This is a genomic window from Mycoplana sp. 10N416 (assembly GCF_056394765.1).
Window position 1 is genome coordinate 46,779 of the sequence record NZ_JBFTIM010000003.1, and the last position, 12,022, is coordinate 58,800.

10 protein-coding genes are annotated in these 12,022 nt (G+C 65.4%); 5 read left to right on the plus strand and 5 right to left on the minus strand.

Translation table 11 applies throughout. From position 1 onward, the window contains the following. The first annotated feature begins 38 nt into the window (after positions 1-38). From hutI to AC1DDS_RS07445, 5 genes are all read left to right on the plus strand, one after another. Entirely contained in the window at positions 39-1,298 is a 1,260-nt protein-coding gene (gene hutI, locus AC1DDS_RS07425) for an imidazolonepropionase (RefSeq protein WP_477478293.1), read from the plus strand. Continuing rightward, entirely contained in the window at positions 1,295-2,830 is a 1,536-nt protein-coding gene (hutH, locus tag AC1DDS_RS07430) for a histidine ammonia-lyase (RefSeq protein WP_477478294.1), read from the plus strand. The genes hutI and hutH overlap by 4 nt, the downstream gene beginning before the upstream one ends. Positions 2,831-2,832: 2 nt before the next feature. Next, positions 2,833-3,633, plus strand: a complete 801-nt coding sequence (hutG, locus tag AC1DDS_RS07435; protein ID WP_477478295.1) for an N-formylglutamate deformylase — start codon at positions 2,833-2,835, stop codon at positions 3,631-3,633. Positions 3,634-3,649: 16 nt separating this feature from the next. Next, entirely contained in the window at positions 3,650-5,323 is a 1,674-nt protein-coding gene (gene hutU / locus AC1DDS_RS07440; protein WP_477478296.1) for a urocanate hydratase, read from the plus strand. Between the two features lie 85 nt (positions 5,324-5,408). Next, a complete protein-coding gene (locus tag AC1DDS_RS07445; protein ID WP_477478297.1) occupies positions 5,409-7,415 on the plus strand; it encodes a HutD family protein in 2,007 nt (668 codons plus the stop codon). A gap of 335 nt (positions 7,416-7,750) precedes the next feature. Here AC1DDS_RS07445 and gfa read toward each other — a convergent pair whose 3' ends face one another. The 5 genes from gfa to AC1DDS_RS07470 all read right to left on the minus strand — a co-directional run bounded on the left by gfa (position 7,751) and on the right by AC1DDS_RS07470 (position 11,998). Further along, positions 7,751-8,326, minus strand: a complete 576-nt coding sequence (gfa, locus tag AC1DDS_RS07450) for an S-(hydroxymethyl)glutathione synthase (RefSeq protein ID WP_477478298.1) — start codon at positions 8,324-8,326, stop codon at positions 7,751-7,753. A 47-nt stretch (positions 8,327-8,373) separates the two neighbouring features. Next, positions 8,374-9,501: an S-(hydroxymethyl)glutathione dehydrogenase/class III alcohol dehydrogenase gene (locus AC1DDS_RS07455; RefSeq protein WP_477478299.1), complete on the minus strand. Its 1,128-nt coding sequence runs from the start codon at positions 9,499-9,501 to the stop codon at positions 8,374-8,376. 178 nt (positions 9,502-9,679) lie between these two features. After that, the gene (locus AC1DDS_RS07460) at positions 9,680-10,372 is read right to left on the minus strand and encodes an ABC transporter permease (protein WP_310416862.1); all 693 of its coding nucleotides are present in this window, start codon (positions 10,370-10,372) and stop codon (positions 9,680-9,682) included. A gap of 3 nt (positions 10,373-10,375) precedes the next feature. Beyond that, positions 10,376-11,083 carry an ABC transporter permease gene (locus AC1DDS_RS07465; RefSeq protein WP_310416864.1) on the minus strand — a complete coding sequence of 236 codons (708 nt, stop codon included), beginning with the start codon at positions 11,081-11,083 and terminating at the stop codon, positions 10,376-10,378. 117 nt (positions 11,084-11,200) lie between these two features. Further along, positions 11,201-11,998: a transporter substrate-binding domain-containing protein gene (locus tag AC1DDS_RS07470; RefSeq protein WP_477478300.1), complete on the minus strand. Its 798-nt coding sequence runs from the start codon at positions 11,996-11,998 to the stop codon at positions 11,201-11,203. Positions 11,999-12,022: the final 24 nt, after the last annotated feature.

Here is a 12,022-nt window from a genome sequence, read left to right on the forward strand (position 1 = left end):
TATATACATTATCACAACGAAAGAAAGGCGCAAGGCTGATGGTCGGGAACAATTTTTCTGAAGGCACCGCTGCGAAGGCCGGGCAGATCACGCTCTGGCGCAACGCAAGGCTGGCAACGCTCAACGAGGCGCTCGGCGGTCTCGGGATCGTCGAAGATGGCGCGATCGCCGCCCGCGACGGGCGCATCGTCTATGTCGGGCCGGAAGGCGGCCTGCCGGCGGACCTCGCCGGCGCGGAGGTCATCGATTGCGAAGGTCGCTGGATCACCCCGGCGCTCGTCGACTGCCACACCCATCTCGTCTATGGCGGCAACCGCGCCCGCGAGTTCGAGATGCGCCTCGACGGCGCGAGCTATGAAGAGATCGCCCGCGCCGGCGGCGGCATCGTTTCCTCGGTGAAGGCGACGAACGCCTGCACGGTAGACGAACTGGTCGCAACCGCCCTGCCCCGTCTCGACACGCTGCTGGCGGAAGGTGTCTCCACCATCGAGATCAAGTCCGGCTACGGTCTGAACATCGAGGCCGAAATCAAGATGCTGGAGGCCGCCCGCCGGCTTGAAACGCTGCGCCCGGTGCGCATCCTCACCAGCTATCTTGCCGCCCATGCCACCCCGCTTGAATACAAGGGTCGCAACGACGACTACATCACCGAAGTCGTCCTGCCGGGCCTCGACGCCGCTCACGCCAAGGGCCTTGTTGACGCGGTCGACGGCTTCTGCGAGGGCATCGCGTTTTCCAGCGCGGAAATCACCCGCGTCTTCGAGCGCGCCAAGGCGCTCGGATTGCCGGTGAAGCTGCATGCCGAGCAGCTTTCCGATCTTGGTGGCGCCAAGCTGGCAGCCTCCTATGGCGCGATCTCCGCCGATCACCTCGAATACCTCGATGCCGAGGGCGCAAAGGCCATGGCGGAAGCGGGCACGGTCGCCGTGCTGCTGCCGGGAGCTTTCTACACGCTGCGCGAAAAGCAGCTGCCGCCGGTCAAGGCGCTGCGCGAGGCAGGCACGCGGATCGCGATTTCCACCGACAGCAACCCCGGCACCTCGCCGCTCACCTCGCTGCTGCTGACCATGAACATGTCGGCGACGCTGTTCGGGCTCACGGTCGAAGAGTGCCTGGCGGGCGCCACCCGCGAAGCGGCCCGGGCCCTCGGCCTCATCGGCGAGACCGGCACGCTCGAAGTCGGCAAGTCTGCGGACCTTGCCATCTGGAACATAGATCAGCCTGCGGAGCTCGTCTACCGCATCGGCTTCAACCCACTGCACCATCGCGTCTTCAAGGGAGAGAGGGCAAACTCATGACCATCATTCTTCATCCGGGCTCCGTGCCCCTCAAGGACCTTGAGACCATCTACTGGACCGGCGAGCCGGCCCGCCTCGATCCGTCGTTCGACACCGGCATCAAGAAGGCCGCCGCCCGCATCGCCGAGATCGCTGCCGGCAATGCCCCGGTCTACGGCATCAACACCGGCTTCGGCAAACTGGCCTCGATCAAGATCGACGCCGCCGACGTCGCCACCCTGCAGCGCAACCTGATCCTGTCGCATTGCTGCGGCGTCGGCGCGCCTCTGGCCGAAAATGTCGTGCGCCTGATCATGGCGCTGAAGCTCGTCTCGCTCGGCCGCGGCGCCTCGGGCGTCCGCATCGAAGTCGTCCGCCTGATCGAGGCGATGCTCGAAAAGGGCGTCATCCCGGTCATCCCGGAAAAGGGTTCGGTCGGCGCCTCCGGCGACCTGGCACCGCTCGCCCACATGTCGGCGGTAATGATGGGCCATGGCGAGGCCTTCTTCGCCGGTGAGCGCATGAGCGGCGCCCGTGCTCTCGACAAGGCCGGCCTTTCCCCGGTGACGCTCGCCGCCAAGGAAGGCCTGGCGCTGATCAACGGCACCCAGACCTCGACTGCGCTGGCACTGGCCGGGCTATTCCGCGCCCACCGCGCCGCGCAGGCTGCGCTGATCACCGGCGCCCTTTCGACGGACGCAGCGATGGGCTCCTCGGCGCCGTTCCATCCGGACATCCATACACTGCGCGGCCATCAGGGCCAGATCGACACTGCCGCAGCACTCCGCACCCTGCTCGAAGGCTCGGCCATTCGCCAGAGCCACATCGAGGGCGACGAGCGCGTGCAAGATCCCTATTGCATCCGCTGCCAGCCGCAGGTCGACGGCGCCTGCCTGGATCTCCTGCGCTCGGTTGCCCGCACGCTCGAGATCGAAGCCAACGCGGTCACCGACAACCCGCTGGTGCTGTCCGACAATTCGGTCGTTTCCGGTGGCAACTTCCATGCCGAGCCGGTGGCTTTCGCCGCCGACCAGATCGCGCTGGCGATCTGCGAGATCGGCGCCATCGCCCAGCGCCGCATCGCGCTGCTCGTCGACCCGGCCCTTTCCTACGGCCTGCCTGCCTTTCTCGCCAAGAAGCCGGGCCTCAACTCCGGCCTGATGATCGCGGAAGTCACGTCCGCCGCGCTGATGAGCGAGAACAAGCAGATGTCTCATCCGGCATCGGTCGACTCAACGCCGACCTCGGCCAACCAGGAAGACCACGTCTCAATGGCCTGCCACGGCGCCCGCCGCCTGCTGCAGATGACCGACAACCTGTTTGCGATCATCGGCATCGAGGCGCTGACCGCCGTGCAGGGCGTCGAGTGCCGCGCGCCGCTGGCGACCAGCCCCGAACTGCAGAAGGCCATTGCGACGCTCCGCGCCGTCTCGCCGTCGATCGAGGAAGATCGCTACATGGCCGACGACCTGAAGATCGCCAGCGATCTCGTCGCCTCCGGCACGCTGAACGCCGCCGTTTCCGCCGGCATCCTTCCGGCACTGGAGGGCTGACGATGGCCGTCTTCGAAGTCCGGCAGGGCACCTCGCCGGTCATCCTCGGCTTTCCGCATACGGGGACGATCGTCCCCGATGCGATCCGGGCGCGGCTGAACGACAACGGCCGCATCCTCGCCGATACCGACTGGCACATCTTCGAACTCTATGACGGGCTGCTCGACAACGTGACGACGGTGCGGGCGACCTTCCACCGCTACGTCATCGACGCCAATCGCGACCCGGAAGGTGGGAGCCTCTATCCCGGCCAGAACACCACCGGTCTCGTGCCCGAGACCGATTTCGACGGGACGCCGATCTGGAAGGACGGTGAAGCCCCTGATGCCGACGACATCGCCGCGCGGCTCCGGGATTTTCACGCCCCCTATCATGCGGCGCTTGCTGCCGAGATCGAGCGGGTGAAGGCGATCCATGGCGTCGCCGTGCTCTACGACTGCCATTCGATCCGCTCGCACATCCCCTTCCTCTTCGAAGGCAAGCTGCCGGACTTCAACGTCGGCACGGACATGGGCAAGACCTGCGACAAGGCCATCGAGACGGCAACGTTTGAGGTCTGCGCGAAGGCCGAAGGCTACACCAGCATCCTCAACGGCCGCTTCAAGGGCGGCTGGACCACCCGCCACTATGGAAAGCCGGAAACCGGCGTGCATGCCATCCAGATGGAACTGGCGCAGTCCAGTCATCTTGCCACCGAAGTCCCGCCCTTTGCCTATGACGCCGCCAAGGCAGACCGGCTGCGCACTCATCTCAAGACCATTCTCGAGCGGATCGAACAGATCGCGCTTGGCCTGAAACGCTGACCCGAAGGGAACCGCAATGACCAACCCCCGCCACAACATCCGCGATGTCCGGGCGCCCCAGGGCACCGAGCTCAACGCCAAGAGCTGGATGACCGAAGCGCCGCTGCGCATGCTGATGAACAACCTCGATCCGAACGTCGCCGAAAACCCGCACGAACTGGTCGTCTATGGCGGCATCGGCCGCGCCGCCCGCACCTGGGCGGATTTCGACAGCATCGTCGCGACGCTGAAGGACCTCAACGAGGACGAGACGCTGCTCGTCCAGTCCGGCAAGCCGGTCGGCGTGTTCCGCACCCACAAGGATGCGCCGCGCGTGCTGATCGCCAACTCCAACCTGGTGCCGCACTGGGCCAACTGGGACCACTTCAACGAACTGGATAAGAAGGGCCTGGCCATGTACGGCCAGATGACCGCCGGTTCGTGGATCTACATCGGCACCCAGGGCATCGTTCAGGGCACCTACGAGACGTTTGTCGAGGCCGGCCGTCAGCACTACGGCGGCAGCCTCAAGGGCAAGTGGGTGCTGACCGGTGGCCTCGGCGGCATGGGCGGCGCCCAGCCGCTCGCCGCCGTCATGGCCGGCGCCTCCTGCCTTGCCGTCGAATGCAATCCGGATTCGATCGACTTCCGCCTGCGCACCCGTTATGTCGACGAGAAGGCCGAGACGCTCGACGAGGCGATGGAAATGATCGCCCGCTGGACGAAGAACGGCGAGGCGAAGTCGGTCGGCCTGCTCGGCAACACCGCCGAGATCCTGCCGGAAATGGTCCGCCGCGGCATCCGCCCCGACATGGTCACCGACCAGACCTCGGCGCACGACCCGGTCAACGGCTACCTGCCGAAGGGCTGGACGATGGCGCAGTGGAAGGAAAAGCGCGTCAGCGACCCGAAGGCGGTCGAAAAGGCGGCGCGCGCCTCGATGCGCGAGCATGTCGAAGCGATGATCGCCTTCCAGGACATGGGCATCCCGACCTTCGACTACGGCAACAACATCCGCCAGGTCGCCAAGGACGAGGGCCTCGAAAACGCCTTCGCCTTCCCCGGCTTCGTGCCGGCCTATATCCGCCCGCTGTTCTGCCAGGGCATCGGTCCGTTCCGCTGGGCGGCGCTGTCCGGCGACCCGGAAGACATCTACAAGACCGACGCCAAGGTGAAGGAACTGCTGCCCGACAACAAGCACCTGCACAACTGGCTGGACATGGCGCGCGAGCGCATCTCCTTCCAGGGCCTGCCGGCGCGCATCTGCTGGGTCGGCCTCGGCGACCGTCACCGCCTCGGCCTCGCCTTCAACGAGATGGTCAAGAACGGCGAACTGAAGGCGCCGGTCGTCATCGGCCGCGACCACCTCGACTCCGGTTCGGTCGCCTCGCCGAACCGTGAGACGGAAGCGATGAAGGACGGCTCGGACGCCGTTTCCGACTGGCCGCTGTTGAACGCGCTGCTCAACACCGCGTCGGGTGCGACCTGGGTGTCGCTGCACCACGGCGGCGGCGTCGGCATGGGCTTCTCGCAGCATTCGGGCGTCGTCATCTGCTGCGACGGCTCCGACGATGCGGCCCGCCGCATCGAGCGGGTGCTGTGGAACGACCCGGCCACCGGCGTCATGCGCCATGCCGATGCCGGCTATGACATCGCGCTCGACTGCGCCCGCGAAAAGGGCCTGCGCCTGCCGGGTATCCTCGGCAACTAATCGACCTCGATGCCGCGCATTCCGAAAGGTTGCGCGGCATCGACCTTCTGTGTCTGCGAAATGTGGCATCTACGGTGAGAAGATCATGAGTGATCCGAACTGGACCATCCTGAGAAGCGCGACCGACTACAAGCGCATGCCGTGGAAGAATGGCGGCGGCGAGACCGTCGAGATCGCCGTCTTTCCATCTGGTGCCACCGTCGCCGACTTCGACTGGCGGGTCAGCATGGCCACCGTCGCCAGCGATGGCCCGTTTTCCTCCTTCCCCGGCATCGACCGCACCCTTTCGATCCTCAGCGGCGACGGCATGGCGCTTGATATCGAGGGCCGTTCGCCAGTGCGCCTGACCGGCGCCGACGCGCCGCTACCCTTCCCGGCCGATGCGCCGACGTCGGCAACCCTGCTCGGCGGCACGATCACCGACCTCAACGTGATGACGCGGCGCGGCACCTTTTCCCACACGGTCGCCAGGCTGCAGCTCTCCGGCTCTGCACGCCTCAGGAGCGATGCCACGGTCACCCTCATCCTCTGCCACCAGGGCGACGTCACTCTGACGGTCGGCGATCGCGAAGTCCGGCTCTCTGCGCTCGATAGCGCGATCGCCGCGACGCCCGGCGACATCCACCTTTCTAGCGCGGCCCCCGCCGAACTCTTCGTCGTCGAAATCCGCGCCTGCGAGGCCAAACACGGTGGCGCAACCGAACTCTCAGCCGCCTTTCTCGAACAAATCCGCGCCATTGTCGGCGAGGCGAACCTGAAGACCGGGGACGCGATCGCCAACATCGACTACGGCGTCACCGCCGGCAATCTCGGCACCACCGCCGTTGCCCTGCCCGCCTCGACGCAGGAGGTCGCGGCCATCGTCAAGGCCTGCGCGGCGCATGGCGTGGCCATCGTCACCCATGGCGGGCGAACGGGCCTCGTCGGCGGCGGGCTCTCCACGCCCGGCGAACTGGTCCTGTCGACGGCGCGCCTGAACCGCATCGAGCGGCTGTCGCCGGTCGAGCGCGTCGCCGTCGTCGAAGCCGGCGTGACGCTGCAGGCGCTGCAGACGGCCGCCGCCGAACACCGCCTCGAGCCCGGCATCGACTTGCCGTCACGCGGCTCGGCGACGATCGGCGGCATGGTGTCCACCAATGCCGGCGGCATCACCGCCTTCCGCTACGGCGTCATGCGCCATCGCGTGCTCGGCATGGAAGCGGTGCTCCCGGACGGCTCGATCTATTCCGATCTGACCCGGGTGGTGAAGAACTCCGCCGGCTACGATCTCAAGCATCTGTTCATCGGCGCCGAGGGCACGCTCGGCATCGTCACCCGCATCGCCGTCAAGCTGGAGCCGCTGCCGGCGGCGACCGCGACAGTGCTGTTCGGCCTGCCCTCGGTCGAAGCGGCGCTCGACACCGCCCGCTTCGCCTTCGACGTCCGCTCCGGTCACCTGCGCGCGGCCGAGGCGATCTGGAACTCCTATTTCCGCCTGACCGCCGGCCACCATCAATGGTCGGCCACGGACTATGCACCGGACCATCCGATCAACCTGCTGATTTCGCTCGGCGGCGCCGACGAGGAGCAGTTGCAAGTGGAACTGGAGCGGCTCTACGAGCAGGTCGTGGAGAAGTATCCGGAGACCTCGGCGGTTGTCGCCACGTCCGGTGCGCAGGAGGCCGACCTGTGGCGGCTGCGCGAGGACACCGACCTCATCTATCGCAAGCATCCGGCCGCCCCCTCCTATGACGTGTCCGTGCCGCTTTCGGAAATCGGCGCCTATGCGACCCGCTGCGTCGCCGAACTGAAAGCAATCGATCCTGCGCTTGATCCCTATCTGTTCGGCCATCTTGCCGACGGCAACCTGCATCTCGTCCTGAATGCCGCGGGTGCAGACATGACACCGGAAAAGCTGGCCGCGGTCGAAGCGGTGCTCTACCGCGACATCGTCGCCATCGGCGGCTCCTTCTCCGCCGAGCACGGCATCGGCGCCAAGCGGGTGCATTCCCTGCGCGACACCGCCGATCCGGTGAAGCTGGCGCTGATGCGGCAGATCAAGGCCGACCTCGACACCGCGGCCATCCTCAACCCCGGCAAGGTCATCGACTGAACAACCGTGCATGAAACGCAATGCGCCGCGCCGCCGAAAGGGAGCGCGGCAGCACTGTTGGAACACTGACGTTTCGCTGTCGGAAGTGCGCCTTTTCTCTTCTCCGTCATGCCGGGCTTGACCCACCCAGCCCACTCAAGCCCTTGAGCGCAAAGAATCTCAAGCGCCACGGACGCGGCGCTGCTGGACCCCGGATCAAGTCCGGGGTGACTGAACATGGAGCCTCGCTCCAAGAACAAGCAGTTCTCCCAAAAGGCAAACGCCGCGCTCCCCTCACAGGAAGCGCGGCGTTTGCATGTGGGCAGGCGGCGCCGGCAACCCGGCGCCGGAGTGCTTCAGTCCTTGAGGACGCCCGACTTCCTGGCAACCCAACTCGCCACATAGTCCATCAGCGCCGGCGACAGGCAGTCATAGGGCTCGAGCCCAAGTTCCCTGAGCCGGGCGCGAATGGCATCCATGTCGGACGGCTTGGTGCCGGACTCGATGATCGAGGACACGAAGGCGGCAAAGGTCGGCTCCGGCCAGCCGCTCTCCTCGAAGCGTTCCGGGTGGATGAAGTCGAGGCCCTGGAAGGCATGCTCGCGCTCGACCGGGCCGTACATGTGCACGCCGCACTCCTTGCAGGCATGGCGGCGGATCAGCGCGTTGGGATCGACGATCTCGAGCTTGTCGCCGTTCTCCAGCACGGTGATGTTGTCATGTGCCGTCACGGCGACCACCGAGAAGGCGGCGCCTTCCGGCTTCCAGCACTTGGTGCAGCCGCAGGCGTGGTTGTGGGCGACAGCGCCCGTGACCGCGACCTTCACCGGCCGGTCGGCGCAGGCGCAAACGAGCGTCCCGCCGCCGAAATCCGCCCGTCCCTTCTTCACCCCGCCATCGACGGCGGGGTGTATCGATACCTGACTTGCCATTGCTCTTCCTCCTCCTTGCAACAATTACGAACAGCGAGGCGCGCCTGTCAGTAGACGACCACGCCACGAATGCTCTCGCCCGAATGCATCAGCTCGAAACCCTTGTTGATGTCTTCGAGCGGCATGGTGTGGGTGATCATCGGGTCGATCTGGATCTTGCCTTCCATGTACCAGTCGACGATCTTCGGCACGTCGGTGCGGCCGCGCGCGCCGCCGAAGGCGGTGCCCATCCACTGCCGGCCGGTGACGAGCTGGAACGGCCGCGTCGAGATCTCCTGGCCGGCGCCGGCGACGCCGATGATCACCGACTTGCCCCAGCCGCGATGCGCCGATTCGAGCGCCTGGCGCATCACCTTGGTGTTGCCGGTGCAGTCGAAGGTGTAGTCGGCGCCGCCGATCAGGTCGCCGTTGCGCTTCGTCAGGTTGACGAGGTGGGGGACGATGTCGTCGCCGACCTCCTTGGCATTGACGAAGTGGGTCATGCCGAATTTCTCGCCCCAGGCCTTGCGATCGGGATTGATGTCGACGCCGATGATCATGTCGGCGCCGGCAAGCCGCAGGCCCTGCAGCACGTTGAGGCCGATGCCGCCAAGGCCGAAGACGATCGCCGTCGAGCCGATCTCGACTTGGGCTGTGTTGATCACCGCGCCAATGCCGGTGGTGACGCCGCAGCCGATGTAGCAGATCTTGTCGAACGGCGCGTCCGGGTTGACCTTGGCGACGGCGATCTCCGGCAGCACCGTGTAATTGGCAAACGTCGAGCAGCCCATGTAGTGGTGGATCTTGTCCTTGCCGATCGAAAACCGGCTGGTGCCGTCCGGCATCAGGCCCTGGCCCTGCGTCGAGCGGATCGCCGTGCAGAGATTGGTCTTGCGGCTGAGGCAGGAATAGCACTCGCGGCATTCCGGCGTGTAGAGCGGGATGACGTGGTCGCCCTTCTTCACCGAGGTGACGCCGGGGCCGACGTCAACGACGATGCCGGCGCCCTCATGGCCGAGGATCGCCGGGAACAGCCCTTCCGGATCGGCGCCCGACAGCGTGAAGTCGTCGGTGTGGCAGATGCCGGTAGCCTTGACCTCGATCAGCACCTCGCCGGCGCGCGGGCCCTCGAGCTGTACGGTCATCACTTCCAGCGGCTTGCCCGCGGCAACGGCGACGGCGGCGCGTACGTCCATGGTTCTGGTCCTTTCATGTCAAAATGGGTGCGGCCGAACAGGCCCACGAAAGAGCATCCGGCTGGCGGATGAGTGAAATCGATGTTTGCTCCGCGTCAATGCTGGCACGGACAGGGATCAGATGGCGGGACGAGCATCGCCCCGAAACCGAGCCGCGGCGATCCAGGCCGCGGCAAACTCAACGCGATCGTGTCTGATAACGCATCAGGCGGGCTTCCAGCATCCTGACGAGGCTGATCAGCACCAGGTTGATGATAAGATACAGCGCGCCTGCGATGGCGAAAACCTCGAAGATCGCATACGTCTGGCTCATCAGCCGTTTGGCGTAGCCGGTGATTTCCAGCACGGTGATCGTCGAGGCAAGGCTGGTGCCCTTGACGGTCAGCACGAGTTCGTTGCCGTAGGCCGGAAGGGCCTGGCGGATCGCCAGCGGAAACTGGATGCGGCGGAAGCGCAGGAACCGCGACATGCCGCTGGCTTGTGCCGCCTCGACCAACCCGGCCGGAACCGACATCAGCCCGCCCCGCAGGATTTCCGACGTGTAGGCAGCGGTGTTCAGCGCCAGCGCCATGGTCGCGCAGCGCGTGCCGTCGCTGATCACCCACCAGAACATCTCGCTGTTCTTGATGAAGGACAGTTGACCAAGGCCGTAATAGAAAAGGAAGAGCTGGACGAGCAGCGGGGTGCCGCGAAACACCATGCTGTAATATTTCGCAAAGCCAGACAGGAAGCGGTTCTCCGACAACCGCATCAGCGCCAGCCCAAGCCCCAGGTGGAAGCCGATGAGAACGGAGACAGCCGACAGGAAGGCGGTGACCGACAGCCCTTTAAGCAGGACCGGAACCGCGCGTTGGATGAGTTCGAGTTCCATCGGTTACTTCCTTGAACGGACCTTGAGGAGGCGCTCGGCCCGATCGAAACCCGCCTGGCTGACGAGCGTGATCATCAGATAAACGACTGCCGCGATGAGATAGAAGATGAAGGGGTGCCGTGTGGATCCGGCTCCGATGAAGGCGGCGCGCATCAGTTCCTGCAGCCCGACGACCGAGACGAGCGCGGTATCCTTGATGGTGACCTGCCAGACGTTGTTCATGCCCGGAACCGCGATCCGCAGCATCTGCGGCATGATGATCCGGCGGAAGATGCGCCAACCGGAAAGCCCGAGCGCCCGGGCCGCCTCGATGTGGCCATTGGGAATTGCCGCCAATGCGCCACGAACCACTTCGGTCGAATAGGCGCCTGAGATCGCGCCGATGGCGATCACTGCGATGATGAAGGCATAGCCGCTGTCGGCGAGCCCCGCGTAGCCGAAAGCGGTCGCGACCCTGGTGACGAACTCCACCGAGGAGAAGAACAGCAGATAGATGATCAGCAGTTCCGGCACGCCGCGCACCACCGAGGTATAGGCGTCGACGATAAAGTTGAGCGGGAAGACCCGCCCCCATTTGATGAGGCCGCAGGCGATGCCGACCACCAGGCCGGCCAGCATGGCGGCCGTGCCCACGGCGATCGTGATTGCCGCGCCTCGCAGGATGGCGCCGACCCAGCCGCCTTCCCAAACTTGCCAAAGACCGAATTCCATCAGATCGCCTACGCCTGCTTCATGCCCGGAAAAATCAAGGTGACGGCCCCGCGCGACCCGCCGGCGGCACACCCGGTTGGGCGTGCGCCTTGAACGCGCGGGACCAGTCGCAGTCGCTTACTTGCAGGGACGGGAGATGTCCGTCTTGAACCAGGTCTCGCTGGCCTTGCCGATCGAGCCGTCGTTGACCAGTTCGCACAGCGCCTGGTCGATTTTCGCCTTCAGCTCGGTGTTTTCCTGGGCGATGCCGACGCCGATACCTTCGCCGAGCGTCGCATCGGAGGAACTGGCAATCTTGACGTCGACCAGCTGGAAGTCCTTGCCGTCGGGCTTGGCGAGGAAATCTTCCAGCGCCGAAGCGTCCGAGAACGCGGTTTCGATACGGCCGCTGGCCAGGTCGATCTGCATCTGGTCGAGCGTTTCGTAGGTCTTCAGATCGGCGGTCGGGGCGTTCTTCTCGAGGTAGTGGGCGTGGGTCGTACCGGCCTGGACGCCGACCTTCTTGCCGTCGAGCGCCTTGATCAGCGTGTCGAAATCATGGATGCCGGCGAGGTCGGAATTCTTCGGCGCGACGAACACGTTGGCCAGTTCCGCGTAACCGTTGGAGAAGCTGATCTCCTTCTTGCGGTCCTCGGTGATCGACATGCCCGAGATGATGATGTCGAAGCGCTTGGCCTTCAGCGCCGGGATGAGGCCGTCGAAAGCCTGGACGACGAAGTGGCACTTCATCTCCAGCTTCGCGCAGAGCAGGTTGCCGACATCGGCGTCGAAGCCAGTGACGTTGCCGTTTGCGTCGGCCATGCTCCACGGCGGATAGGCGCCTTCGGTGCCGATCGACAGTTCCCCTTCGGCTGCGTACGCGCTGCCCATGCCTGCGGCAAGGAACGCGACCAGCGACAAGACTTTCAGTTTCATGTACTCACTCCCCTTTTGAAAACT

Excerpts from the sequence above, each read along its gene's own strand:
- hutI (WP_477478293.1), top strand. The coding sequence starts at position 39 with ATGGTCGGGAACAATTTTTCTGAAGGCACCGCTGCGAAGGCCGGGCAG.
- hutH (WP_477478294.1), top strand. The coding sequence starts at position 1,295 with ATGACCATCATTCTTCATCCGGGCTCCGTGCCCCTCAAGGACCTTGAG.
- hutG (WP_477478295.1), top strand. The coding sequence starts at position 2,833 with ATGGCCGTCTTCGAAGTCCGGCAGGGCACCTCGCCGGTCATCCTCGGC.
- hutU (WP_477478296.1), top strand. The coding sequence starts at position 3,650 with ATGACCAACCCCCGCCACAACATCCGCGATGTCCGGGCGCCCCAGGGC.
- AC1DDS_RS07445 (WP_477478297.1), top strand. The coding sequence starts at position 5,409 with ATGAGTGATCCGAACTGGACCATCCTGAGAAGCGCGACCGACTACAAG.
- gfa (WP_477478298.1), bottom strand. The coding sequence starts at position 8,326 with ATGGCAAGTCAGGTATCGATACACCCCGCCGTCGATGGCGGGGTGAAG.
- AC1DDS_RS07455 (WP_477478299.1), bottom strand. The coding sequence starts at position 9,501 with ATGGACGTACGCGCCGCCGTCGCCGTTGCCGCGGGCAAGCCGCTGGAA.
- AC1DDS_RS07460 (WP_310416862.1), bottom strand. The coding sequence starts at position 10,372 with ATGGAACTCGAACTCATCCAACGCGCGGTTCCGGTCCTGCTTAAAGGG.
- AC1DDS_RS07465 (WP_310416864.1), bottom strand. The coding sequence starts at position 11,083 with ATGGAATTCGGTCTTTGGCAAGTTTGGGAAGGCGGCTGGGTCGGCGCC.
- AC1DDS_RS07470 (WP_477478300.1), bottom strand. The coding sequence starts at position 11,998 with ATGAAACTGAAAGTCTTGTCGCTGGTCGCGTTCCTTGCCGCAGGCATG.